Source organism: Pseudomonas sp. 9Ag, from assembly GCF_902506445.1.
Lineage (GTDB): Bacteria > Pseudomonadota > Gammaproteobacteria > Pseudomonadales > Pseudomonadaceae > Stutzerimonas > Stutzerimonas stutzeri_AB.
Genome location: NZ_LR733836.1, coordinates 996,718 through 1,019,260, shown reverse-complemented (window position 1 = coordinate 1,019,260; position 22,543 = coordinate 996,718). Strand labels below are relative to the sequence as shown.

Sequence of the window (22,543 nt, the reverse complement as noted above, 5' to 3'; positions counted from 1 at the left end):
ACCCACCCAAAATAACCGCATAAAGCTCCATGTTCGAACGGATATCGAGCCTCGCGCCACATGAGATCAGTTTTGCTGCAGCTGCGGAGGTCCTCCGGCGTCCCAGCAACGGACGAATTACTGCAGCGCGTATTCGAATGTGCTGACCACACGCAGACGCTTGCCTGGCGTGCGCCCGGAGTCCATGTCGCTGCCGTCGTCGTCGAGCACCCGGATTACACCCTGGTTGGCAGTCTTCAATTCGCCGAGCTGCGCACCGGCATCTTCGGCGAACTTGGCAGCCTGCTCGCGGGCGTTGCGGGTGGCATCTTCCAACAGCGCCGGTTTTAGGTCGTTGAAGCCTCGCAGCTGGTAGCGCGGCCCGCTAAATCCGTTCTGTTCGGTATCCAGCTGGATGCCGGCCTGTATCAACGGGTCTACGCCGTTAGCGGCCTTACCGACCGCCTCGACACGCGGCGATTTCACCAGCACCTGCCCACTGCCGTTGAAACGCAGGGCGATCTCCTGCGGGGCCCACTCACGCGCCAACAGATCCTGAACCTGTAACGGGCGCACTTCGATCTCGTCGTCAGTGAATCCCTGCTCGCGAAGGAATGCTACGACTCGATTGCGATCCTCGGACAGGCTCTGTTGAACGCTGGCAAAATCGTTGCCGGCACGACGAAAACCCAGTGTCCAGACGGCGAAATCACTCGACACGTCTCGTTCCGCGAGCCCTTTGACCGTCACCGAGCGATCCGCCATGCGAAAGCGCTCCACCCCCTGCCCTACAGACCAACCAGCAAAAGCCACCGCGGCGGCGATCAATAAAGCGGGCAGCAAACCGATACGTGCGGTAGTCACGATGAACCTCCATCAGCAGTAGGAGCGTTGATGCTACTCCGCATCGCTAATCAATGGCCGCTAGTCACCCGTGCCGCACTGCAATCTGTAGTAATGACTTATCGACGCTAGCCGCTTGCGTGCCTATCCAACTGGACGCTCAATGTCCGCTCCAGAAGGAGACGCCCTCACCGCATGTTGAAGTTGCCGTTTTTCCGCACCAGAGCCCGCACAGTTGCTTCGCTGATCATCCTCGCTGCGCTCGCCGTGCTGCCGGTAGGTTGCTCAATGCTCGAGCAGAAAGAGCGAGAACTGGTGTTTCGTATCGAGCCTGGTACCGCCAGCTGGTATCGAGGCCTGCCCAATGGGGTAGAAGAACTGGAGCTGACTGCGCCTGCGTTTGGCGACAGCCAGAACATCCACGCATGGTGGTGGCCAGCCGAAGCGGCAGATGCGCCAGCGATTCTCTATCTTCATGGGTCGCGGTGGAACCTCACCGGGCACCTGTTCCGGCTGGAGCAGATCCGGTCGCTGGGTTTTTCGGTGCTGGCAATCGACTACCGGGGCTTCGGCCAGAGCCTCGGCGAGCTGCCGTCCGAGGCTACCGTCTATGAAGATGCACGCATCGCCTGGGACCACTTGAAAACGCTGCAACCAGACGCCGGCAAACGTCTGATCTATGGCCACTCGCTGGGCGGCGCTGTGGCGGTAGACCTGGCGGCCGAGCTTGGTGGTGAAGCCAAACGCCGGGACGAACCACCGCAAGCGCGCGCATTGATCGTTGAATCCACTTTTACCAACCTGGCCGATATCGCGACGGAAGTGGCCGACACCGCCTGGCCGATCCATTGGCTGGTGTCGCAGAAATTCGACTCGCTGGAAAAGATCGACCAGGTCGGCATGCCGCTCTTGCTCGTCCACGGAACGCAAGATCAATACGTGCCGGCGCGCTTCAGCGAAGCACTCTACGCCGCTGCACGTAACCCCAAACAGCTCCTGCTGATCGAAGGCGGCAACCACAACAACGCCATGCGCGTAGGTCGACGCGCCTATGCCGAGGCTATTCGCGAACTGCTGGCGACACCACTGGAGCACGCTGCCAACGGAAGATCGCCGAGCGATACAGAGACCAACCGCAGTTGATGTGCGGCCGCGCTCGCGCTCAGCAAGCTGCGCAAACGGCGGGCTGTGCCTTTTCTGACCAGGGATTGCGGCCCTCCTCGATCCAGCCCAGGCTGGCTTTCCAGAATCCGTCCCGGTGGCGTTCGCGGAACAGATCGAAGTGCCCGACCCGCTCCATGCCCAATGCCGCCGGGCTGAGCTGTACCTGCTGGACCTGAGCGTTGCGGTAATAGGCCAGTCCGCGCGCAATGGCGGCTGGCGTGCCGTATTCATCGTCGCTGACGCTGACCGCCAGAATGGGCGCATTGATCGCAGCAAAGCGCTGAAGCACATCTGCCCGCTCGTGCTCGGGGTAGCTATGTTCCAATCTTGCCCGGCGATACGCCCATTCCCTTGCAACGCCCGCCGGCAGGTCTTCCAGCCAGCCCAAGCGGCGACCGGGAAAATAGCCGAACAGCGCAGTCATTGCAGGCATGCTGAGATGCCATTTGACGTACATCCGCAGGCGCTGCGGAGCCGCATAGTCACGCCAGTAGGCATACTGCGCCCCAACGCTGAGAAAGCGGTCCACCTCGGTCGCGGCCGCCGCGAAACCCGGCAGGAAACCGCCAATGCTGTGACCGACCGCAACCAGCGGACCGTCAGGATCACGCTGGCGCATCCAGCGCACCGCGGCGTCGAAGTCCAGATGACCCCAGTCGCGCCAGCGAATGTTCACGCCGCGCAGGCTTGCAGGCCGCGAGCCGCCGATACCGCGGTAGTCGTAGGTCAGCACGGTGTAGCCCTGCTCGCGAATAAAATCCGCATACCGGGCGTAGTAACGCGCCAGCACACCGGTCGCGCTGCTGATAACCACCGAGCCGCAACTGTCCCCAATTGGCAGCCAGAGCTGCCCAGACAGTGAATAGCCGTCACGGCATGTGAGACTGATGGATTCAGGCATGCGGTCGTCAATCCTTGGTAACTGATGTGCCGGCTCTCGCACATTTGCTTTGGGGCCAGACATGACCCAATCAGCAGCGCTACAGCGTGCAACCTCCAGGGAGGCGACGCAGCAGCTGATTACGGTCCTCAACAACCATAGGCGTCGGAAACGCACCCGCCAATGTTCCGCGCCCTAGGCGCCGCTCGAATCATTAGCGCTCATCGATGAATGTTCGCAAGTCGCTTGTCGGCATTGCTAGACTTCACGGCTAATTGCCGTGGCTCCGCAAAAACTCCTCCTTTTCCTATACCGAAAGGCTTTCATGCGCATCCTGCTGGTTGAAGACGATCCCATACTCGCGTTGATCGCAGCGTCTATGCTGGAAGACGAAGGACACGAGATCATCGGCCCCGCTTATGGCGATGAGCAAGCCCTGGCGCTGGCCGACAGCCAGAGCATCGACATCGCATTGGTTGACATCAACCTGGCGGTGCACGATGAAGGCGTTGCGCTCGCGCGCACTCTGCGCAAGCGCTACGGGATTGCGTCGATGTTCGTCAGCGGCCAGACCGAAGCGGCGCGCAACAACACCGATGCCGCCCTGGGGTTGTTACGCAAGCCTTACGAACCGAGCGATCTGGGCCGCTGTGTAGCGGTCGCACAGGCTCTGATCAGTGGGCTGACTGTGTTACCAATGTCCGTGCCGGCTTCGCTTGAAGTCTACTCCCCTGCTTTAACCTGCAACCGCCCAGGAGCCTGAACATGGACCAGTCGCAAGAACCTGTGGGTGAACCGCAGGACGGCATGGGCGAGCGCGAATTCCGTGAGCTTGCCGATAACGCACCGGTGATGATCTGGCGGTCACGTACCGACAAACTCTGCGACTGGTTCAACAAGCCCTGGCAGGAGTTCGTCGACAGAACGCCGGAGCAATTGTTCGGCTATGGCTGGGCAGAAGACGTCCACCCCGACGATTTCGAGCGTTGCGTCGCGATCTACAACGATGCCTTCGATGCCCGCGAAGCCTTCACCATGCCCTACCGACTTCGCCGCCGTGACGGCGTCTATCGCTGGTTTCTCGACAACGGCGCGCCTTTTTTCCGCAACGGCGAGTTCGCCGGTTACTTCGGCAGCTGCATCGATATCACCGAGCAGCGAGACCTTGAAGAGCACCAGCGGCTCTTGCTAGCTGAGCTCAACCACCGGGTGAAGAACAACCTGCAGCTGATCAGCTCGTTCCTTCAACTCTCGAAGAACCGCGCCAGCGGCGAGGAAGCCAAAACCCTCCTGCAAGGAGCGATCAGCCGTATTCATGGCGTTGGGGCGGTGCAGAACGAGTTGCACAAGTACACCAGCGGAGTTGTCGACCTGGCCGACTATCTGCCGAATCTGGCGCGCAGCGTGCTCACCATCGAACGAGGTGAGGATCACATCCTGACAACCGAGGCCCAGTCGGTGAAGGTTTCATTCCAGACTGCTTCCAACCTTGGTCTGATCGTCAACGAGCTGGTAATCAATGCAATCAAGCATGGTCGGGTGAACCGCATCGCTCTCACTGTGCGGCGACCGGAGCCGGGAGTGGCCGAGATCTGCATTGCCGACCAGGGGCCTGGTTTCAGCGAGGACGAACTCACCAGCAGCACGCCACGCGGCGGCGCCAAGGGCAGAGAGCTGGTCGACGCTCTGGCGCACGCTTGCAAAGCGACCGTCATCCGCCGCAATTTGGATGGTGCTCAGGTCTGCCTCCGCTTCCCCTGCTGACTGGCGCGCAGCGAGCCGGATGCGAACGCTGCGCGCCATTGTAGAGACCGCGCCACGCGCCAGCGGCCGCATGGCGCAACCTTCAAACCATTCCACCCGTTCTGCTGACCGACGCCTCGTTAAAGCGCGTGCAGCTGCCTTCCGGAGTTATTCATGCAAAGCGATCAGCTGATCGTGTTCGCCGTCCTCGCCGCGACATTGGGCCTGTTCGTGTGGAATCGCTGGCGTTACGACATCGTCGCAGTGGGTGCCTTGTTGGTGGTCACCCTGGCCGGCATCGTGCCACCGCAGGAGGCGTTCATGGGCCTCGGGCATCCGGCCGTGATCACCGTTGCGGCGGTTCTGGTACTCAGCCGCGGGCTACTCAACGGCGGCGTGGTGGATTCGCTGGCACGCCACCTGACCAAAGTCGGTGACCGTCCCTGGATTCAGGTACTGACACTGACGGGCATCGTCGCGTTGTGCTCGGGGTTCATGAACAACGTTGGCGCACTGGCGCTGTTCATGCCGGTGGCCGTGTGGATGTCCCGTCAAAGCGGCCGATCGCCCTCCTACCTGTTGATGCCGCTGGCCTTCGGCTCGTTGCTTGGCGGCACCCTGACGCTGATAGGTACACCACCAAACATCATCATTGCAGGCTATCGGCGTGAGGTCGCCGACGAGGCGTTCAGCATGTTCGACTTTTTGCCGGTGGGCCTTGCGATCACGCTCGCCGGCGTACTGTTCATCGGCTTGATCTGGCGCCTGACCCCTCGCCGTGAAGATCCAAGTGGCGACAAGGAGCTGTTCGAAATCAGCGCCTACATGACCGAGCTGCAAATTCCGGCAGACAGCAAGTATGTCGGTCGCTCGCTGCATGATCTGATCGTTGCAGGCGGTGACGAGGCGGATGTCATGGTCATCGCACTGATACGAGACGGACAGTATCAGCGCATGCCGTCGACCTACGACGTGCTGCGCGGAGAAGACATCCTCATGGTCGAAGCGGACTCCGACAGCCTGAAGCGCTTTCTCGACGTCACTCACCTGCAACTCGCCGCCGAAGCCGACAGCAAGGCGGAGGCGCGGGAGAAAGCCGAGCAGGAAAAGCGCGCGGAAAAGAATGGCGACGCGGACAAGCAGCCCGACACCACCGAATCCAACGGGGATCGCCGTGCCGAGCGAGCGCTAGCAGAGGCCATTGTGACGGCCAACTCGTCACTGGTCGGCACGAGCGCGACCGGTCTTTCGCTGCGCGAGCGATACGGTGTGAACATCCTGGCCGTGGCTCGCCAAGGGCAACGGTTGCAGCAGCGACTTGGCAAAATCCGCTTTGCCGCCGGCGACATTCTGCTGCTGCAGGCGCGCGAGGACCAACTGCAAACCGCCCTCAACAGCCTCGGTTGCCTGCCCCTGGCCTCGCGCGGCTTACGCATCACCGCTCCGCAAAAAGTTTTGCTGTCCAGCGGTATATTCGCCGCCGCACTGGCGCTCATCGCACTGGGCATCGTTCCGGCGGCTGTGGCGCTGGTGGCCGGTGCACTGGTGATGATCCTCGTCGGGCTGGTGCCGACCGGCGACATCTACAAAAGCATCGACATGTCGATCATCGTCCTGATTGCCGCGATGCTGCCCATCGGCGAAGCGTTGGAAACCACCGGTGGTTCCCGCCTGATCGCCGATGCCCTGCTCGACATCGGTCAGGCTGCGCCGCCGGCAGCCACCGTTGCGATCCTGATGATTGGGGTAATGCTGCTGTCCAACGTCGTCAACAATGCCGCAGCGGCGGTACTCGCCGCGCCTGTGGCAATAGCGCTCTCACGAGGCATGGAGGCCTCTGCCGACCCGCTGTTGATGGCGGTCGCGATTGGGGCGTCATGCGCCTTCCTGACACCCATCGGACATCAGTCGAATACTCTGGTAATGGCGCCGGGCGGCTACCGTTTCGGTGATTACTGGCGACTTGGGCTGCCGCTGTCGATCATGGTGGTGCTGGTGTCGGTGCCCACGATTCTCTGGGTATGGCCGTTGTAGAGGCCTGCACAGCCGGTGCTTAAAACACCGGCGTGCCGTCATCCGTACGCGCCACGTCGATCAGTGCGCCTTGAGGCCGTCTAGCAAAGCCTCATGAAACACATCAGGGGCCTCGACCTGGGGGGAGTGTCCGAGCTCCGGGAAAGGCACCAGAGTAGCGTTGGGGATCATCGCCGCGGCCTTTTGGCCCAGTTCTGGGTAGTTCCCGAGGCGTTGTGCAACATCCTCCGGCGCACGGTTCGCACCCGGTGCCGTGCGATCCTTGCCACCGATCAACAGCAACGTCGGCACGCTGAGGGTATCGAATTCGTGAATGACCGGCTGGGTGAAGACCATGTCGGACGTCAGCGCCTGGTTCCAGGCGACTATTTCCTTGCCGTCGCCGGCATACATCCCGGCGGCCATATTCACCCATCGGTCATAACGCGGCTTCCAGTTGCCGTTGTAATAGAACTTCTGCTGGTAGGCTTTGATCTTCTCGAAGTCGGTTTTCAGCTGACTTTGATACAGCTGTTCAATCGGGGCATACGGCACGCCTTTGGCTTGCCAGTCCTCAAGACCAATCGGATTGACCAAGACCAGTTGCTCGATCATTTGCGGATAGTTGAGGGCGAACCGTGACGCCAGCATGCCGCCCATCGAATGTCCGATGACGGTGACCTTCTCCAGATCCAGCGACCGCAGCAATGCCCGGGTGTTATGCGCCAGCTGCGCGAAACTGAACTGGTATCGCTCGGGTTTGCTGGAGCTGCAGAATCCAATCTGGTCCGGTGCAATCACCCGATAACCCTGCTGCGAGAGCACCGCGATGCTCTCTTCCCAGGTCGCCGCGCAGAAATTCTTGCCATGCATCAGCACGACCGTTCGCCCATTGGCCTTACCCGCTGGGGCTACGTCCATGTAGCCCATCTCTAACGGCTGGCGCTGCGACGAAAACTCGAAGCGCTTGATCGCGTGCGGATAGTCGAACCCCTCAAGATGCGGCCCGTAGCTCGGACTCTGTTCAGCGTGCAACACGGGAACCAGGGCAAGCCCGGCGACGAACATCAGGGAGGATATGGCTCGTTTCACGCATCGACTCCTGGCGGGCGGCCACTAGGGCTGCATGGCGTATGGGTCGTTGTGCGGAGCGGACGGCTAGGGATGTCAGATAGACGCCGAGGGCTCAAGCACAACGGTTTGCCTATCTGGGAGCACGAAAGCGAAGTGAGGGTTCGGTTTGGCCGGCGGAAGAATGTTTCGTCTTTATACCGGCGGGTGACCGTGACCGAGCGACCCGCCCCACTGCCCGCCCTCAGCAGAGCGCGATGCGAAGGTCTACTCGGTGTCGACCTGATTGATATCGAAGCCAATGCGGTTATCACTGCTAATGCGAAACTGCAGCGTCTCTCCGGGCTCGACCCGCGCGGCCTTCTCGCGCAGCAGATTGCCCATGCCGCACAGCGTGTCGTCCTCAGGGTCCGACTCGATGCTGACGATGCGCATCCCCGCCGGCACCTGCAAGCGCACCCGCTCGCCGACGTGGATACGCGCAGCAAGCTTGCGATCGACCATTACCGCCACATAGCAGCCGCCACCGCGAATACCAAAGTCACGCGTCACCACCAGCTCGCCGCCATTGGCGACAGGCGCTTGGTACGCACGCAAACGCTCCTCGGGAACCGGCGTGATGTCCTCCGGATCCGCCTGCCAGGACGAGCACCCGGCCAAGGCCAGCACAGGGATCAGGGCGAGGATCAAGCGCATAGAGGACTCTCCAGTCTGGTAAGCGAAGCGGTAATGGTACGACAGCTTTATTCGCTCACCGTGCGGATAGTTGTTGCTTACCGGGTCGACACCGGATGGCTGCTGCCGGGATAGGGCCGTTCTTCTTCCAGCGCTCCATGGCGATCGTAGACCTCGACCGATGCGGTCTTGCCTTCCATCAAGCTGTCCAGTCCGGTGAACATCTCGTCTTTGGTGAGGGTACGCAACACCGTTTCCTGAGACTGCTGATCGGTCAGTTCCCAGCCCATCGGGGTGGGATTCACGTGGTATTTGTCCATGCTGTGCTCCTTTTATGAATCTGCGCGACCCGCTTCTTAAGCAAGAAAGCGGCGAGTGAGTGCGCCATTAGACGTACCGACTGGCTTGCAGCCGGTGCGGCAAACGAACGTCAGCGGGCTAGCCCCGGTTGTCGTCGCCTTCGACTTCATCGAAATCAGGGTCCTCACCTGCTTCCTTCTCGCCGGCGTCGGTCATGGTGACGTCCGGCAGGTCGTCGGCTGGCTTGTTCTGCTCAGGCTGAGTCTGGTCGCTCTGGTTCATGGCTACCTCGTTGGCTTGGTGCAAAGGATCTACCCGATTGGAGCAACAGGCGCCCTGCAGCGTTCGCCTGTCGGGGCACCGGCGGTCCGATCAGTGCTCTGCAGCCAAAAGAATCCATCGCCCTTCCAACTTGCGATTGCAGCGACCCCTGTACTCCACCACACTGCCGACAATCCAATCTTTGACCGGAGCTGCCTGCCATGCCTGCCACCCAAACCCCTTCGCGCGACAGTATTCTGGCCGACCCGGATGCACTCAACTGCACGATCTACCGCGCTCACGAAACGGACCCGGACGGCGAAGAACGCGACATGGGCGATGCCCGCGTGATCATCACCGGGCAGTTCGAGCCGCCGCAGGAGTGGGACGCCAAGGCGCGGGCCGATTACTTCGATGGCATGCCGGAAGACGCGTTCTTTACCGCCGTGTTTGCCAGTGAGCACGCCTCAGACTCCAAGGGTTTCTTCACTGTCGAGGCGGACGACTACGCGGCCGTGACCGAGCAGGACGGCACCATCTCCATGTTCTACGTCTGCGAGCGCCTGGAAGACGACAGCTACGTATTGCTGCGCGAGGAAGACGACGAGCTATAAGCCGCACGGCTGCTGATGCCGAACCCTTACCTCGCTAACCGGGTCTGTGCTGTATAGGCAGACCCGTCGGCACCTCCCGATCCGATACGCCTGCGCACCACCCGCACACACCACTCGCCACAAAAGAGGAATCGCATGAGCCCTCTGCACCGCCGCTGGCAATCCCCCGTCACGCGCATGAAACTGGTCGCCGGCCTGCTGCTACTACTCGCTGCGTTGCTCTATGTCATCGCAACCGCCATGGAACCGCGCCACCCGGCCTGGGGCTATCTCGCGTCCTTTGCTGAAGCGGCGATGGTCGGTGCAATTGCCGACTGGTTCGCTGTGACAGCCCTGTTCCGCCACCCGCTCGGCCTGCCGATCCCCCATACGGCGATCATCCCGCGCAGCAAGGCGCGCATCGGACAGAACCTGTCGAGCTTCATTACCACTCACTTCCTCTCCACACCTATGGTGCTGGCCAAGCTCGAGGCACTCGATATCGGCGGTCGACTGGCCAACTGGCTGCGCCATCCGGCCAACGCCGAAGCGGTGGGCGGTCAGCTCACCAACATGGCGAGGTTCGGCGTCGCGTCGCTGCATGACGAGCGCGTGCAAGCCTTCGTCCAGGCCAAGCTGATCAACCGCGCGCGCAAGGTCGATCTCGCACCGATCGGCGGGCAGGTGCTGGAAATGCTTACGCGCCAGGGCAAGCACCAGGCGATGCTCGATGAAGCGCTGATTAAGGTCGATGCGCTGCTGCAGGACGACGACACCCGCGCGCTGGTGGCCGATGCCATCACGGCTGAAGTCAGGACGCTGCGCTACCTGGGGCTTGGCAAGGCAGTCGGCGGCTGGTCGGCCAACAAGTTCGTCGACGGCGTATCAGCGGTGATCGCCGAGATTGCCGGTGACCCTGAACATCCTCTGCGCGAGCGTTTCGACGAACACGTTAGCGAATACATTGATCGACTCAAGCATGATCCGGCCTATCGGCTGGAGGTCGAGCGCATCGTCGCCCAATTGCTGGAGCACCCTGCGACGACCGACTACCTTCGGACCCTCTGGCGTGAGCTGACCGACTGGCTGGAGGCCGATCTGGAAAGCCCGGATTCGCGTATCGGCAAACGGATCGTGCGCCTGACCCAAGGCCTGGGCGACTCCCTGGCCGCCGACACCGCCATGCGCAACTGGATCAACGAACAGTTGATGGCAGCCGCCCCGAGCCTGCTCGAGCGTTACCGCGGACAGATCGGCAAGTACATTGCCCAGCGTGTGGAAAACTGGGAAAGCCGCGAATTGGTCGAACAGATGGAGCAGAGCGTTGGCAAGGACCTGCAGTACATTCGCATCAACGGCACGCTGGTCGGCGGTTTGGTTGGGCTGCTGCTGCATGCGCTGACGCAGCTGGCGGCTGGCTGAGTGAGCGCGGCTGGTATGGCGCGGCCAGCAAGCCTTTTCAGACCTGGAGCGTGCGCAACTGCTCGCTAATCTGACTGGCACTGGCACCGGCCATAACGGGCCTATCCCAGCGCAGGGTTGCAGGCTGACCGCTCATATACCACAGGCGATTGGCCAGTTGATCGGCGTCGTGGACATCATGGGTCACGCAGATCAGCGCCATCTGTGGCTGTCCCTCAAGCAGGCGAACAATCAGCTCGCGCAGTTCGGCGGCGCGATCCGGGTCGAGTGAAGCAAAGGGTTCATCAAGCAAGAGCAGGTCCGGCCTGATTGCCAGGCTACGGGCCAGCGACGCGCGACGCGCCATACCCAGCGAGAGCTGATCCGGCAGCCGATCACCCGCATCACTCAAGCCAACATCAGCCAGCAGCCGATCGATATCGCCTGCGGTTGCGCCGACCAGCTTGAGGTTCTGCCGCACCGTGTACCACGGCAGCAGGCGGTGCTCCTGAAACAGGTAGCCGATGCGTAGGCCGGGTTGTAGTCGGATCATCGGCGCCAAACGCGGGTCAAGCCCGGCAATGGCATTGAGCAAGGTGCTCTTGCCGACACCGGAGGGGCCCAACAGACAGATGCGCTCCCCGGCCCGCACCTGCGCATTGATTACGCCAAGTACCGGATGGCCTGCCGCCACGCCATCGATGCGCAGCTCAAGCATGCTGTAACCCAGCGTTGCGCCAGCTTGATGCGCGACGCTCCAGCGGTTGCAGCAGCGCCAGTTCGATCAATTGCACGACGGCGATAAAGGCCAGGCTGTAGGCCAATATGCTCGCCACGTCGAACACTTGAAAGGCCATGTGCAACTGGAAGCCGACGCCATCGGAGCGGCCAAGCAACTCGACCACCAGAACGATCTTCCAGATCAGCGCCAGACCACCGCGAGTCGCCGCCATCAGATAGGGAAACAGCTGCGGCAGCCAGACGTTCACCACCCGCTGCCAGCGGTTGAAGCCATATACCTGCGCCATCTGCTCCAGCTTCGGATCCAGGCTGCGCGCGCCTTCACGTACGGTGACCGCCACGTTGGGCACCTTGTTGATCACCACCGCCAGCACCGCCGCCGCTTCTACCAGACCAAACCAGACGTAGAGCAGGATAATGGTGACCAGTGCCGGGAGGTTCAGAAACAGCACCAGCAAGGGATCGAGCACCGCGTTGGCTAGCCGCGAACGCCCCATCCAGACGCCCAGCAGCGCACCCAGCGCCATCGCCAGCGCAAAGCTGATCAGCACCCGGCGCAAAGTGACCAATAGGTGATGGGGCAGCTCGCCGCTTTCAACAGCCAGCAAGAAGGTCCGCAGCACATTTGCCGGACTCGGCAGCAGGGGCGTGTTCGTACTCGCCGCTACAACAGCCCAGATCGCCACCAACAGCGGCAGCGCAACCCAGCAGGCATAGCGCGACCCACTCATGGCCCACTCTGGAACAGCGCCGCGGGCATCAGCTGACCCTGCTTGGCGCCAGTCAGGACCAACAGCCGCTGCAATGCGGCAATACGCGCTTCGTCCAGCGGCTGCGGAATGCCTTCGACGAAGCTCTCACGCAGCGCGGCGAACACCGCGTCGTTGTCGGCACGCATCAATGGCCGGATTGTTTGCCAGTGATCCGGTTGAATCGCCAGCTCGTTCTTGGTTTGTCGCAGCGCGCTGGCGAAGCGTTCTAACAGGTCGCCGTGCGCGTTGGCCCAGGCTTGCGGAAACAGATAACCCAGCACGGGCAGATCCGGATCGAGACCCAGTGTTCCGACCATCTCATCAAGACCGAACGCTGTGTGTACGCCGCCTTCGCCGCGCAGGCGCGCCGAGAAGTGCCAGAAGGTCAGCAAGGCATCCACCTGACCGCGCCGCAGCGCCTGACTGAGCAGCGGTGGCGCGGCGTACTGCACTGTCGCTTCGCGCGCCAGATCGATTCCCTGCTTTGCCGCTACCTGCTGCAACAGTTGCCAGCCCAGCCCGTCCGGCCCGCCTGCCACACCGATACGTTTGCCGCGCAGATCGGCCAGGGTGCGAATGTCGCTGGCGTCACTTACCAGAACTTCGCCGATCTGCGAGGAAAACGGCAGGTAGCGATATGCCGTGCCGGCCTCGTAACGCGCCTGCGCCCAGAGCAAATCGCTGACCGCGCCGTCCACGCTGCCGCTGCTCAGCGCCAGCCTTGAGGCGGGCAAGTCAGCCACCAGACGCACCTTCAACGCGAAGCCATTGGCCCGGTCAAGATTGTGACGCTTGAGATGATCGAGTTCCCAATGCGGCGTGCCGAACTGCAGCACGCTGAGCGTAAGGACCGGCAGTGGTTGCGTCTCGCCCTGAGCCTGGACAAACAACGGCAACATCGCGAGCAGAACAACACGCCCACATCGAAGTGCGGCGAGGCATGCGCGAGCGAAATAGAGGATGAGGGACAGCGGAGCAGGCTTCATGCCTGCAGGGTACGAAGCCTCACATCAGCCACGAATAGTACTTTGGTGTCTCTTTGCTGCTGCGATGGTCGCGACTGTAACCGTGGCGGCAGCGTTGCCGGTTCAGCTCTAACTCAGCACTAGATTTCGGCCAACTTGCCGACCAGCCGCGCCTGCAGCTTTTCCAGCTCCGCTGGATCGGCCTTGCCTGCGGCATGGATACCGAGCCCCTCGCCCGAATAGCGCGGCACGATATGCACATGGATATGGAACACCGTCTGCCCTGCCGGCGCCCCGTTGAACTGCGCGATCTGCACGCCGTCAGGCTGCAGCTCATCGACGATCACACGCGCCAGCTTTTGCGCCACCGCCATCACCTTGCACAGCGCATCGGTATCCACATCGAGGATGTTGCAGGCCGCGGAGCGCTTCGGGATCACCAGCGCATGGCCGTAGGACTGCGGAAACACGTCAAGAAAGGCCAGGACATCGTCTTCTTCGTAGAGCTTGTAGCAAGGCGCATCGCCGCGAATGATCTGCGCGAAGATGTTTTGCGAGTCGTAGGGGGTGGTCAGGGACACGTGCAGCGCTCCATGGCGAAGTTGAAACTTGAACCATAGCGGGCGCCAGAGCCCGTGCAAAGCGACGAAAACAACAACGTTGAGTTCTCACCCCGTCCACATGCTGCCTGAGTGCCCGCACCAGCCGGCAGCGTCGACCAGCCGCAACGAGGACAGACCGCCGCTGTCCGAATGAAAACAAGACAAGACGCCCCGTCGCTAAACGGCGCACTGTTTTGCGCCCCGACGTCACCCTGAGGAGGAATCGATGCACGATCTATCCACCTTTGCCATCACACAGAAATGGCCCGCCAGCTACCCGGATCGCCTGCAGCTGTATTCGCTGCCCACGCCCAACGGGGTGAAGGTGTCGATCATGCTGGAGGAGACGGGCCTGCCATACGAGGCGCATCTGGTCAGCTTTGAAAGTGGTGACCAGCGCTCGGAAGAATTCCTTTCGCTGAACCCGAACAACAAGATCCCGGCGATCCTCGACCCCAATGGTCCGGATGGCGAGCCGCTGGCGTTGTTCGAGTCCGGTGCGATTCTGCTGTACCTGGCGGACAAGACCGGCCAGCTCATGCCGGAAGACGCCGCAGCCCGCTACGAGACGATTCAGTGGTTGATGTTCCAGATGGGCGGCGTCGGGCCGATGTTTGGTCAGCTAGGCTTCTTCCACAAGTTCGCCGGCAAGGACTACGAGGACAAGCGCCCACGCGACCGTTACGTCGCCGAAGCCCAACGTCTATTGGGCGTGCTGGACAGGCGCCTGCAGGGCCGCGACTGGCTGATGGGCGGTCGTTACAGCATCGCCGACATCGCGACCTTCCCCTGGGTGCGCGGCCTCGTTGAATTCTACGAAGCGCGCGAACTGGTGGAGTTCGAACGCTTCGTCAACGTACAGCGGGTATTGGATGCCTTCGTCGCGCGACCCGCAGTGGCCAAGGGCCTGAACATTCCAGCTCACGGCTAACCCGTCAGATCACCTTTGCCGCCCGCCCGATGAACTGGATCGGCCCGGTCGGCAGACCGGTCGGTGAGCCGGTGGGCTGTTCCAGCGTCAGCTCGAACAGCTGGTTGGGTTGCAACGGAGGCAGGTCATCGAGACGAATCCTTACCGGCTCGCCAGGCTTAACGAGCCCGAGGGAGACAGGCGCCTGCCAGCCTTCGGCCTTGGTCCAGAGCTGCAGTGCTTTATCCGGCGGCAACTCGGTGACGCCCAACGGAATCAGCTCGATCTCCTGCGTCCGATTGCTGGCCTGCACGACCCAACCCGGCGACAGGTCCTGCGGAGCAGCGAGCACAACGAGCCAGGTCGGCGACGGGTCGGGCGAAATACGCGTCACCAACAAGGCCCCAAGTACCAACGTAGCGGCCATGCCGGCTGCAGCAAAACCACGCCACAGCGACAGGCTGTCCCACCAGCTGGACCGGCGTACTGGTGCCACCGGAACAGCCTGACGATTCGCCTCGTCCAGCGTGCGTTGGATGCGACTCCACAAACGCGGCGAAGGTGTTTGCGGGTCGACCAAGTCGGTCAGGTGCAGCAGCCGCGCTTCCCAGTAATCGACCGCTGCTCGCAGCTCAGGCTCGACGGTCAGGCGCTTTTCGACCGCCTCCCGGTCTACCGCATCCAGGGTGCCAAGCACATATTCACCGGCGAGCTCATGCAGGGTCTCGTGCGAATCATTGGGTTCGTTGTTCATCCGATGCACCCACGAAGGGCGGTCAGGCTGCGGCGGATCCAGGCTTTCACCGTGCCCAGTGGCGCACCAAGGCGCTGGGCAATTTCCTGATGTGAATAGCCGTCCACGTAAGCGTGAAACACGCAGTTGCGGCGCACCGGTTCGAGTTGTTCGAGACAGGCTTCGATCCTGCCGGGGTTTACCCGCCAATCGAAGGCGTCGGTCTGTTCCTGCCAGCCATCGATGGCGGCGTGCTCCATGTCGCCCTCCTCGTCCGGTTCCATCTGGACGTGGCGGGCATTGTTACGTACGGCGTTTAGGGCCAGATGGCGGGTCAGGCTGAAAATCCAGCCGCGGCCAGAGCCACGCGTTTGATCATAGGTCCCGGCCTTGTTCCAGATGCGGATGAAGGCGTCATGGACGATGTCTTCGGCCAGGGCCAGGTCGCGCACGATGCGCTGCACCACGCCGAGCAGGCGCGGACTTTCCTGCTCGTAAAGTTGCTGCAGCGCTGAGCGCTCACCACGCGCGCAGGCGCGCAGTGCCGCTTCGTAATCGAACAAGGGGGGTTGCGACACGGTATCTGCCATTGGCTGGTTATCGACACCCCCGGCGCATGTGGGCCGGGGAGTCAGAGCATAGAGGCGATCAGCGCTCATATCGAGCGGCTTTTCACCCGCTGCGCTTTACTCACTTGCTGGCCCAGAACAGATAGTCGGCCTGGTAATCGACAATCTGCTGCTCCCCTTCATTAGCCGCTGCGCACGCCTTGGCCGGCGCTACGCCGCCTTTGGTCGCGACACGCTGAATGTAGGTAACGCCGGTCATCGCGCCCTTGCCTTCAGCTGGGTTGGCCTTGACCAACTGGTGCGGGATGTTGCCCTCGCCAGCCGGCGCGATGGCGACCTGAGTGCCGGTCACCTTGGAGCCGTCCATCGATTCCCAGGTTGCAGGCGGGCCGTAGTATTTGCCGACCTGCTTGCCGCTGCGGTCGTTGAGCGCTGCCTTCGGCCCCATGAAGACCCAGGCCATCTGGCCGGGCATGTCGGTCTTGGCCTGGCATTCGTAGGTGATCTGCCCGACGCCAACAGTTTCCATGGCGACCTTGTGGCCATCCGGTACGCGCACGGCTTCAGGTACATCCATCTGGGCAAAAACGCTGGTAGAGCAGCCGAGGGCCAGTGTCAGACCGGTCAGGCAGAAGATCTTTTTTGCGTCCATTTTCGTGTCTCCGGGTAGTGATCGGATTGCGCGGCCAAGCGGCCACTACCTGTACTACCCAGCAGGCAGACGATTGGATGCAGTGAGTTTGAAAAAAAGTTGCGAGCCTTGTCCTGCACCTTGAACCCATCGCCGAGAGTGAAAGACTGCTCGCGGCGCCATCAGAAAGCGAAAAAGTGGTGATCCCCCTCTGACAAACATTCTGAGCCGAGCGTTTCGGTATGTTCACCGACTGCGTCAGCGTGGGGAGCATGACCAGCGGCATGAGCTAGCATTCAGCCATCTCATCTAACCATTTCGATGGTTTTGTCCAGCGTTATAGCAACGAATTTCTCTAAAAAAGCCGTTGACAGATTTTTTTATGCACATTCGGTGCATCCGTTCTGATCGTGTTCTGCACGCACCTTCCACTGCAGCATCAAAATCTAGTAACTAACTGATTTAAAAGGAATTACTGATACTGTGTAAAAACTCGTCGATCTGTGCGTAGCCCGCGTGAGCTGGGCGTTTGGTCGAGTCATCCAAGTTATGTGCACAGTGTTATCCACAGGTTTTGTGGATAACATCACGGACGCCAAAGATACCGGGGCTTCGCGACTGTCGGCGTGCCCTTACTCGGTAATTGCTACCGTTTTAAGAACCCTCACCCAGTGCGTCGTACCCAGTGTGGAGGAACAGGCGACGATCCTGTACAGACGCGATTGGCGCGCCCGCACTTTTGTTATAACGTATCGCGCCCAAATCGCGATGCGTCCTGCATTCGCGTGATGTCTACCGTCGCGAGTGCTCCATGTCCGCCTCTACCGCAACCTCACCTGCCTCGGCGCGTCTGCAATCTATCGATGCGCTACGTGGTCTGGTCATCCTGTTCATGCTGCTCGACCACGTTCGCGAAACCTTTCTGCTGCATCTGCAGGTCCCGGATCCGATGGATGTCGCGGTCACCGAACCTGCGCTGTTCTTCAGCAGGACGCTGGCCCATCTCTGCGCGCCGGTATTCATCCTGCTCACCGGTCTATCAGCGTTTCTGTACGGGGAGAAACATGCAGGGCGGGCGGCCGTTTCGAACTTTCTGCTCAAGCGCGGACTTTTTCTGGTGGTGCTGGAGTTCACCCTGGTCAACTTCGCCTGGACGTTCCAGGTCCCGCCGAGCGTGATTTACCTGCAGGTTATCTGGGCAATCGGTCTGAGCATGATTGCCCTGGCCGCATTGCTCTGGCTGCCGCGCGGACTGCTGGCGGCTCTGGGTCTGGCAATCATCGCGGGCCACAACCTGCTCGACCCGCTGCACTTCGCCAGCGACTCGCTGATGCATATTCCGTGGGCGGTCCTGCATGACCGTGGCTGGATCGATATTTCTGAAAGCCTGCGCCTACGCACTTCTTACCCGCTGCTGCCGTGGATCGGCGTAATCGCCATCGGCTACTTCATCGGTCCGTGGTTTGCCCGTGAAGCGGACCCGGTCGCGCGGCAGAGTCGGTTGCGCAGCTATGGCTTGGGTGCGCTGCTGGCCTTCGTGGGTCTGCGTCTGATCAACGGCTACGGTGAGCAGCCGTGGAATGCCGGCGAGACCGGGACGCACACCCTGATGAGCCTGCTCAACATCACCAAGTATCCGCCGTCGCTGCTGTTTCTCTGTCTGACGCTGGGAAGCGGCCTGCTACTGTTGTTGGCCTTCGAGCGCAACCAGACGCGCCGTTGGTTGCGACCACTATCAGTATTCGGGTCCGCACCGATGTTTTTCTACCTGCTGCACCTGTACGCACTCAAATTGCTCTATCTCGCCGCGGCGGCCATATGGGGGCTCAACCAGGGAGGTTATTTCGGCTTTGACGCCGTATGGCCGATCTGGCTTAGCACGCTCGTTCTGGCCGTAGCACTGTTTCCGGCGGTGCGTTGGTTTGCCGAGCTGAAGGCACGCCGACGGGACATTCAGTGGCTCAAGTACCTCTGAGCCGCACATGACGGGCTCGGAGAGCCTGACCGTTACGCCTAAGTTAGGGATGCTCAAGCCTGGCCGCGGAAGGCCTGGCGGTAGTGCTTCGGTGAAACCCCGAGAGCTTTGCTGAAATGCTGGCGCAGCGAGACCTGGGAGCCGAACCCGGCCAGCGAGGCAATGGCAGCGATAGGGTGGTCGGTGGTTTCCAGTAGCCGCTGGCTCAGGGCTAGCCGCTCGGTCAGTAGCCAGCCACTGACGGTTGTACCAGTGAACAGTCGAAAATGCCGGGTGAAGGTACGCCGGCTCATCATCGCCTTGTTTGCCAAGCTGTCCAACGTATGAGGTAGGTGCAGCGTTGCCCGTGTCCAATCCAGCAATTCGCCCAGGCGTGTGTCGCGGCGGTTTGCAGGCACGGGCTGTTCGATGAACTGCGCTTGGCCCCCTTGACGATGGGGCGACATGACCAGCCGCCGAGCGACCCGGTTGGCAATCTCCGCGCCCCAGTGCTTACGCAACAGATAGAGACAACAATCCAGCGCGGCAGCTGTGCCTGCGGACGTCAGCAGGCCGTGGTCATCCAGGTAGAGCACATCAGCGTTGACCTCAACCGAGGGAAATCGTGTTTTGAAATGCTCGACCGATGCCCAATGGGTCGTAGCGCAACGACCATCGAGCAAGCCGGTCGCGGCCAGCACATAAGCGCCCAGACAAAGCCCAACAAGCGTGGCGCCGCGGGCGTGGGCGGCCACCAGCGCATCGATCAGTGCGGCTGGCGGTGGCTCATCGGCGTGACGCCAGCTCGGCATGATCACCGTCTGCGCCTGCTCCAGCGCTTCCAGTCCGCAGTCGACCTGCAACGCAAACCCCGCTGTGGTGCGCAGGAGTCCTGGCTCGGCTGCGCACACCTCGACACAGTATTCCTGCTCTCGCGAGCCTTCCTCACCGAATACCAGGCACGGCACAGACAGGTGGAACGGGCTGATCTGGTCAAAGGCAATAACTGCGATTCGATGCGGCTGCATGATTGACCCTTGGCGTCAAAGAACGCAGAGATGGGAAAATTGGCCCGATCTTAGCGCAAGCCGTCATGCGGGCCACTCACGATACCAACCGAGCCGCGACACAATGGCGCTCCCCCTCCTCGAGCAAGGACATCTGACATGAGCCAGAAGCGTGCATTGATCGTGATAGACGTACAGAACGAATACGTCACAGGCAACCTGCGCATCGAATACCCGGACGTGCAGTTGTCGCTCGTCAATATTGCACGTGCTATGGATGGCGCGCGCGACGCAGGAATTCCTGTCGTGGTTGTGCAACACCTGGCACCGGCGAGCTCACCGCTGTTTGCCCGCGGCAGCCAGCAGGCCGAGTTGCACCCGACCGTTGCAGAGCGTCCAGTCGATTTTCGCATCGAAAAGTCCATGGCCAGCGCCCTGACCAATACCGACCTTGGCGGCTGGCTGCGTGAACGGCAGATCGACACCCTGACGGTGGTGGGCTACATGACCCACAACTGCGATGTTTCAACGACGCTCCAGGCACACCATGAAGGCTGGAAGGTGGAGCTGCTGCATGACGCCAGTGGCTCGTTGCCCTACGAGAATTCGGTGGGCGCAGCTAGCGCCGAGGAGATTCATCGCGCCTTCACTGTGGTGATGAACACCGGCTTCGCGGCAGTGGTAACCACGGACGAATGGCTACAGGCCGTGCGGGATGAGCAAGCGCTTTCACCCGACAATATCTACCTGTCCAATCAACGAGCCGTGCAGCGCTGAAGGATTGAGCAAAGCTCCGCCGAACCTGTCAGCCGGCCCGACGGCGGAGGCCCAGCCATAAAAGCACGCCACCGGTCGCCATGAAGCCGGGCGCCATCCAGACGAAGGTCTTCGCTTCCGATGCAAGACCAATCGCCAGGCAGGCAACTCCTGAAACAAGCAGAGGGATGGCGGGCGTGAGATAGGACATCTTGTGGCGTTGCATGGGCGGCTCCAGAGCACTGAGACGCCATTAACCAATACGAACCAATCGCTAGTCAACGAGCGTCAGGGATTCGAGCAAGGCGCGCATGTCTTGCCAGTGCGTGCCCTCCCAGAAGATCTTGTCGCACTCACTGCAGCCCAGGAAGCGCTCATGGCGCGCCTGTACGCGCGGCGGGACGCGGTCGAGTATCGCCTGCCTGTCCACTTCATGCAGTCGCACATTGCAGCTCAAACACAAGCTGAAGGGTCGGGCATGGCTGGCCAGATCGAGCCGATGATAGAGCTCGCGCAGCTGACCTTGTGGTTTGAGCGCATGCACATAACAGCCGTGCAACACCACCCGATGCATCAGCAGTGCGCGGTCGCGGGTCAGCAGGACACGCCGTTCACGGTTGGCCAGCTCTGCCATGGCCGCATCTTCGAAGTGGTTGTCGTACAGCGTGTCGAACCCGGCCATACGCAGCAGTCGCGCCAGACCGCCGAGGTGGGCATCCGCCACAAAACGCGGCGAGCCGGACGGCAAAGGTTGAGCGGTGGCTAAAGCACTGACGTCCAGCTTTTCGAACTTGGGATATACGGCAATGCGGTCACCGTTTTCGATGGGCCAATCAAGGCCAGCTGGCGCGCCGTTCACTAGGACCAACGCCACCTCGGTATGGGGTACGCTGAGAGTTTCGATCATGTGCTTGGTGGTGGCAGACGCCGCGCAGGCACACTGAAATGCTTGCCCACGGCGGTCGACCGGGAGGAATGCGTTCAACCTGGCATAGAAGCGAAACGTTGCATTGGTCATGGTGTCTGGCAACGCCAAGCGAGCCTGCTGTACTACGCACGCGCAGCGCGCTCACTCCCGAAGATTGCGATAGGTCAGATCAGCTTATACCCGATCATCGCCAGCATGACTGCCAGACAAGGCCGCAGTACTGCTTCAGGCACTCGGCCGGCCAGGTTGCTGCCCAGGTAGATGCCCGGCAACGACCCCATCAGCAAGTAGGTCAGGATGGTCCAGTCCATGTTGCCCATGCTGGCGTGGCCCAGCCCGGCTACCAAGGTCAAAGGCACCGCGTGGGCGATCTCGGTGCCCACCAGTCGGCGAGTGGCCAGCAAAGGGTAAAGGAAGAACAGCGCCACGGTGCCCAACGCGCCAGCTCCGATGGAGGTCAGCGTCACCATGGCGCCGAGCACCACGCCCACCACCACGGTCAGGATGTTGAGGCCACGCGGCGAGAGCCGTGGGGTTGGACCTGAGAGACGCGCCGCAAAGGACATCAGGCGTTTCTTGAACAGCACTGCCAGCGCCGTGAGCACCAGTACCACACCCAATGACTGTTTGATCACAGCATTGAGCACTTCCTGGTCGCCGTGCAGGCCCTTGAGTAGCCAGAGCATCAACGCTGCCGCCGGAACACTGCCCAACGCCAGCCAGCCGGTCAGGCGCCAGTCGATGTTTCGATGCTTCTGATGGACCCAGACGCCCCCTGCTTTGGTGATCGCGGCATAGAGCAAATCAGTACCAACAGCCGCAGCCGGATTTACGCCGAACCACAACAGGATCGGCGTCATCAGCGAGCCGCCGCCAACGCCGGTCATACCGACGATAAAGCCAACCAGCAGGCCGGCCACAATGAAGCCGATTACACCGAATTCCATCACGTGCTGTCCGATTAAGGCCCGCGGGGGCCGTGTCAAAGGCCAGCAGCATAACGGTCCGAACTAGCAATCCTTAATATAAGTTGGTGCTTTCTTAGTAGCTAAAAGATATATGCACAGCACCG

At 61.4% G+C, this 22,543-nt stretch carries 26 protein-coding genes; 9 read left to right on the top strand and 17 right to left on the bottom strand.

Annotated features, from left to right (window positions below):
- Positions 1–117 precede the first annotated feature (117 nt).
- Positions 118–843, bottom strand: a complete 726-nt coding sequence (locus ALTERO38_RS04655) for an SIMPL domain-containing protein (RefSeq protein WP_159967448.1) — start codon at positions 841–843, stop codon at positions 118–120.
- Positions 844–1,017: 174 nt separating this feature from the next.
- On the opposite strand from ALTERO38_RS04655, the gene ALTERO38_RS04650 reads away from it, so the two are divergent.
- Complete coding sequence (locus ALTERO38_RS04650) at positions 1,018–1,965, top strand: alpha/beta hydrolase (RefSeq protein WP_159967447.1); 948 nt, start codon at positions 1,018–1,020, stop codon at positions 1,963–1,965.
- 19 nt (positions 1,966–1,984) lie between these two features.
- Here the strand turns inward: ALTERO38_RS04650 and ALTERO38_RS04645 are convergent, their stop codons facing one another.
- Positions 1,985–2,887, bottom strand: a complete 903-nt coding sequence (locus ALTERO38_RS04645; RefSeq protein WP_159967446.1) for an alpha/beta fold hydrolase — start codon at positions 2,885–2,887, stop codon at positions 1,985–1,987.
- Between the two features lie 304 nt (positions 2,888–3,191).
- Here ALTERO38_RS04645 and ALTERO38_RS04640 point away from each other — a divergent pair, with 304 nt between their 5' ends.
- The 3 genes from ALTERO38_RS04640 to ALTERO38_RS04630 all read left to right on the top strand — a co-directional run bounded on the left by ALTERO38_RS04640 (position 3,192) and on the right by ALTERO38_RS04630 (position 6,643).
- Entirely contained in the window at positions 3,192–3,629 is a 438-nt protein-coding gene (locus ALTERO38_RS04640; RefSeq protein WP_159967445.1) for a response regulator, read from the top strand.
- Between the two features lie 2 nt (positions 3,630–3,631).
- The gene (locus tag ALTERO38_RS04635) at positions 3,632–4,630 is read left to right on the top strand and encodes a sensor histidine kinase (protein WP_159967444.1); all 999 of its coding nucleotides are present in this window, start codon (positions 3,632–3,634) and stop codon (positions 4,628–4,630) included.
- Between the two features lie 153 nt (positions 4,631–4,783).
- Positions 4,784–6,643: an SLC13 family permease gene (locus ALTERO38_RS04630; protein ID WP_159967443.1), complete on the top strand. Its 1,860-nt coding sequence runs from the start codon at positions 4,784–4,786 to the stop codon at positions 6,641–6,643.
- A gap of 60 nt (positions 6,644–6,703) precedes the next feature.
- Here the strand turns inward: ALTERO38_RS04630 and ALTERO38_RS04625 are convergent, their stop codons facing one another.
- The 4 genes from ALTERO38_RS04625 to ALTERO38_RS04610 form a co-directional block, all read right to left on the bottom strand.
- A complete protein-coding gene (locus ALTERO38_RS04625) occupies positions 6,704–7,714 on the bottom strand; it encodes an alpha/beta fold hydrolase (RefSeq protein WP_178114570.1) in 1,011 nt (336 codons plus the stop codon).
- A gap of 246 nt (positions 7,715–7,960) precedes the next feature.
- The gene (locus tag ALTERO38_RS04620) at positions 7,961–8,389 is read right to left on the bottom strand and encodes a 3-isopropylmalate dehydratase (protein WP_102834934.1); all 429 of its coding nucleotides are present in this window, start codon (positions 8,387–8,389) and stop codon (positions 7,961–7,963) included.
- 77 nt (positions 8,390–8,466) lie between these two features.
- On the bottom strand, positions 8,467–8,688 hold the full coding sequence (locus ALTERO38_RS04615) for a hypothetical protein (protein ID WP_159967442.1): 222 nt from the start codon (positions 8,686–8,688) through the stop codon (positions 8,467–8,469).
- 118 nt (positions 8,689–8,806) lie between these two features.
- The gene (locus ALTERO38_RS04610) at positions 8,807–8,950 is read right to left on the bottom strand and encodes a hypothetical protein (protein WP_159967441.1); all 144 of its coding nucleotides are present in this window, start codon (positions 8,948–8,950) and stop codon (positions 8,807–8,809) included.
- Positions 8,951–9,150: 200 nt separating this feature from the next.
- On the opposite strand from ALTERO38_RS04610, the gene ALTERO38_RS04605 reads away from it, so the two are divergent.
- Both ALTERO38_RS04605 and ALTERO38_RS04600 read left to right on the top strand, forming a co-directional pair.
- Positions 9,151–9,543, top strand: coding sequence for a hypothetical protein (locus ALTERO38_RS04605; RefSeq protein ID WP_159967440.1), 393 nt, complete (start codon positions 9,151–9,153; stop codon positions 9,541–9,543).
- Positions 9,544–9,678: 135 nt separating this feature from the next.
- On the top strand, positions 9,679–10,944 hold the full coding sequence (locus ALTERO38_RS04600; protein WP_159967439.1) for a DUF445 domain-containing protein: 1,266 nt from the start codon (positions 9,679–9,681) through the stop codon (positions 10,942–10,944).
- A 37-nt stretch (positions 10,945–10,981) separates the two neighbouring features.
- On the opposite strand, the gene ALTERO38_RS04595 is transcribed toward ALTERO38_RS04600, so the two are convergent.
- From ALTERO38_RS04595 to ALTERO38_RS04580, 4 genes are all read right to left on the bottom strand, one after another.
- On the bottom strand, positions 10,982–11,641 hold the full coding sequence (locus ALTERO38_RS04595) for an ABC transporter ATP-binding protein (protein WP_159967438.1): 660 nt from the start codon (positions 11,639–11,641) through the stop codon (positions 10,982–10,984).
- The gene (locus tag ALTERO38_RS04590) at positions 11,634–12,395 is read right to left on the bottom strand and encodes an ABC transporter permease (RefSeq protein ID WP_159967437.1); all 762 of its coding nucleotides are present in this window, start codon (positions 12,393–12,395) and stop codon (positions 11,634–11,636) included. Before ALTERO38_RS04590 ends, ALTERO38_RS04595 begins: the two co-directional genes overlap by 8 nt.
- Complete coding sequence (locus tag ALTERO38_RS04585; protein WP_159967436.1) at positions 12,392–13,402, bottom strand: ABC transporter substrate-binding protein; 1,011 nt, start codon at positions 13,400–13,402, stop codon at positions 12,392–12,394. Before ALTERO38_RS04585 ends, ALTERO38_RS04590 begins: the two co-directional genes overlap by 4 nt.
- A 119-nt stretch (positions 13,403–13,521) precedes the next feature.
- Entirely contained in the window at positions 13,522–13,962 is a 441-nt protein-coding gene (locus ALTERO38_RS04580) for an HIT family protein (protein ID WP_159967435.1), read from the bottom strand.
- Between the two features lie 247 nt (positions 13,963–14,209).
- Between ALTERO38_RS04580 and ALTERO38_RS04575 the strand changes: the two genes are divergently transcribed.
- The gene (locus tag ALTERO38_RS04575; RefSeq protein ID WP_159967434.1) at positions 14,210–14,914 is read left to right on the top strand and encodes a glutathione S-transferase N-terminal domain-containing protein; all 705 of its coding nucleotides are present in this window, start codon (positions 14,210–14,212) and stop codon (positions 14,912–14,914) included.
- Positions 14,915–14,918: 4 nt separating this feature from the next.
- Here the strand turns inward: ALTERO38_RS04575 and ALTERO38_RS04570 are convergent, their stop codons facing one another.
- From ALTERO38_RS04570 to ALTERO38_RS04560, 3 genes are all read right to left on the bottom strand, one after another.
- The gene (locus tag ALTERO38_RS04570; RefSeq protein ID WP_159967433.1) at positions 14,919–15,647 is read right to left on the bottom strand and encodes an anti-sigma factor domain-containing protein; all 729 of its coding nucleotides are present in this window, start codon (positions 15,645–15,647) and stop codon (positions 14,919–14,921) included.
- Positions 15,644–16,216, bottom strand: a complete 573-nt coding sequence (locus ALTERO38_RS04565) for a sigma-70 family RNA polymerase sigma factor (protein WP_159967432.1) — start codon at positions 16,214–16,216, stop codon at positions 15,644–15,646. The genes ALTERO38_RS04570 and ALTERO38_RS04565 overlap by 4 nt, the downstream gene beginning before the upstream one ends.
- Before the next feature lie 100 nt (positions 16,217–16,316).
- Complete coding sequence (locus ALTERO38_RS04560; protein ID WP_159967431.1) at positions 16,317–16,847, bottom strand: DUF3455 domain-containing protein; 531 nt, start codon at positions 16,845–16,847, stop codon at positions 16,317–16,319.
- 790 nt (positions 16,848–17,637) lie between these two features.
- Between ALTERO38_RS04560 and ALTERO38_RS04555 the strand changes: the two genes are divergently transcribed.
- Positions 17,638–18,801 carry a DUF1624 domain-containing protein gene (locus tag ALTERO38_RS04555; RefSeq protein ID WP_159967430.1) on the top strand — a complete coding sequence of 388 codons (1,164 nt, stop codon included), beginning with the start codon at positions 17,638–17,640 and terminating at the stop codon, positions 18,799–18,801.
- A gap of 53 nt (positions 18,802–18,854) precedes the next feature.
- Here ALTERO38_RS04555 and ALTERO38_RS04550 read toward each other — a convergent pair whose 3' ends face one another.
- Positions 18,855–19,808: a helix-turn-helix domain-containing protein gene (locus tag ALTERO38_RS04550; RefSeq protein ID WP_159967429.1), complete on the bottom strand. Its 954-nt coding sequence runs from the start codon at positions 19,806–19,808 to the stop codon at positions 18,855–18,857.
- 138 nt (positions 19,809–19,946) lie between these two features.
- On the opposite strand from ALTERO38_RS04550, the gene ALTERO38_RS04545 reads away from it, so the two are divergent.
- Positions 19,947–20,564, top strand: a complete 618-nt coding sequence (locus ALTERO38_RS04545; RefSeq protein WP_159967428.1) for a cysteine hydrolase family protein — start codon at positions 19,947–19,949, stop codon at positions 20,562–20,564.
- Positions 20,565–20,592: 28 nt separating this feature from the next.
- On the opposite strand, the gene ALTERO38_RS04540 is transcribed toward ALTERO38_RS04545, so the two are convergent.
- From ALTERO38_RS04540 to ALTERO38_RS04530, 3 genes are all read right to left on the bottom strand, one after another.
- On the bottom strand, positions 20,593–20,769 hold the full coding sequence (locus ALTERO38_RS04540; RefSeq protein WP_159967427.1) for a hypothetical protein: 177 nt from the start codon (positions 20,767–20,769) through the stop codon (positions 20,593–20,595).
- 48 nt (positions 20,770–20,817) lie between these two features.
- Positions 20,818–21,561, bottom strand: coding sequence for a Mut7-C RNAse domain-containing protein (locus ALTERO38_RS04535; RefSeq protein WP_159969632.1), 744 nt, complete (start codon positions 21,559–21,561; stop codon positions 20,818–20,820).
- Between the two features lie 74 nt (positions 21,562–21,635).
- Positions 21,636–22,418 (bottom strand): sulfite exporter TauE/SafE family protein, encoded by a 783-nt coding sequence (locus tag ALTERO38_RS04530; RefSeq protein ID WP_159967426.1) that lies wholly within the window; start codon positions 22,416–22,418, stop codon positions 21,636–21,638.
- Positions 22,419–22,543 lie beyond the last annotated feature (125 nt).

Coding starts and splice junctions, on each gene's coding strand:
- ALTERO38_RS04650 (WP_159967447.1), top strand. CDS start 1,018: ATGTTGAAGTTGCCGTTTTTCCGCACCAGAGCCCGCACAGTTGCTTCG.
- ALTERO38_RS04645 (WP_159967446.1), bottom strand. CDS start 2,887: ATGCCTGAATCCATCAGTCTCACATGCCGTGACGGCTATTCACTGTCT.
- ALTERO38_RS04640 (WP_159967445.1), top strand. CDS start 3,192: ATGCGCATCCTGCTGGTTGAAGACGATCCCATACTCGCGTTGATCGCA.
- ALTERO38_RS04635 (WP_159967444.1), top strand. CDS start 3,632: ATGGACCAGTCGCAAGAACCTGTGGGTGAACCGCAGGACGGCATGGGC.
- ALTERO38_RS04630 (WP_159967443.1), top strand. CDS start 4,784: ATGCAAAGCGATCAGCTGATCGTGTTCGCCGTCCTCGCCGCGACATTG.
- ALTERO38_RS04620 (WP_102834934.1), bottom strand. CDS start 8,389: ATGCGCTTGATCCTCGCCCTGATCCCTGTGCTGGCCTTGGCCGGGTGC.
- ALTERO38_RS04615 (WP_159967442.1), bottom strand. CDS start 8,688: ATGGACAAATACCACGTGAATCCCACCCCGATGGGCTGGGAACTGACC.
- ALTERO38_RS04610 (WP_159967441.1), bottom strand. CDS start 8,950: ATGAACCAGAGCGACCAGACTCAGCCTGAGCAGAACAAGCCAGCCGAC.
- ALTERO38_RS04605 (WP_159967440.1), top strand. CDS start 9,151: ATGCCTGCCACCCAAACCCCTTCGCGCGACAGTATTCTGGCCGACCCG.
- ALTERO38_RS04600 (WP_159967439.1), top strand. CDS start 9,679: ATGAGCCCTCTGCACCGCCGCTGGCAATCCCCCGTCACGCGCATGAAA.
- ALTERO38_RS04595 (WP_159967438.1), bottom strand. CDS start 11,641: ATGCTTGAGCTGCGCATCGATGGCGTGGCGGCAGGCCATCCGGTACTT.
- ALTERO38_RS04590 (WP_159967437.1), bottom strand. CDS start 12,395: ATGAGTGGGTCGCGCTATGCCTGCTGGGTTGCGCTGCCGCTGTTGGTG.
- ALTERO38_RS04585 (WP_159967436.1), bottom strand. CDS start 13,402: ATGAAGCCTGCTCCGCTGTCCCTCATCCTCTATTTCGCTCGCGCATGC.
- ALTERO38_RS04575 (WP_159967434.1), top strand. CDS start 14,210: ATGCACGATCTATCCACCTTTGCCATCACACAGAAATGGCCCGCCAGC.
- ALTERO38_RS04570 (WP_159967433.1), bottom strand. CDS start 15,647: ATGAACAACGAACCCAATGATTCGCACGAGACCCTGCATGAGCTCGCC.
- ALTERO38_RS04565 (WP_159967432.1), bottom strand. CDS start 16,216: ATGGCAGATACCGTGTCGCAACCCCCCTTGTTCGATTACGAAGCGGCA.
- ALTERO38_RS04560 (WP_159967431.1), bottom strand. CDS start 16,847: ATGGACGCAAAAAAGATCTTCTGCCTGACCGGTCTGACACTGGCCCTC.
- ALTERO38_RS04555 (WP_159967430.1), top strand. CDS start 17,638: ATGTCCGCCTCTACCGCAACCTCACCTGCCTCGGCGCGTCTGCAATCT.
- ALTERO38_RS04550 (WP_159967429.1), bottom strand. CDS start 19,808: ATGCAGCCGCATCGAATCGCAGTTATTGCCTTTGACCAGATCAGCCCG.
- ALTERO38_RS04545 (WP_159967428.1), top strand. CDS start 19,947: ATGAGCCAGAAGCGTGCATTGATCGTGATAGACGTACAGAACGAATAC.
- ALTERO38_RS04540 (WP_159967427.1), bottom strand. CDS start 20,769: ATGCAACGCCACAAGATGTCCTATCTCACGCCCGCCATCCCTCTGCTT.
- ALTERO38_RS04535 (WP_159969632.1), bottom strand. CDS start 21,561: ATGACCAATGCAACGTTTCGCTTCTATGCCAGGTTGAACGCATTCCTC.
- ALTERO38_RS04530 (WP_159967426.1), bottom strand. CDS start 22,418: ATGGAATTCGGTGTAATCGGCTTCATTGTGGCCGGCCTGCTGGTTGGC.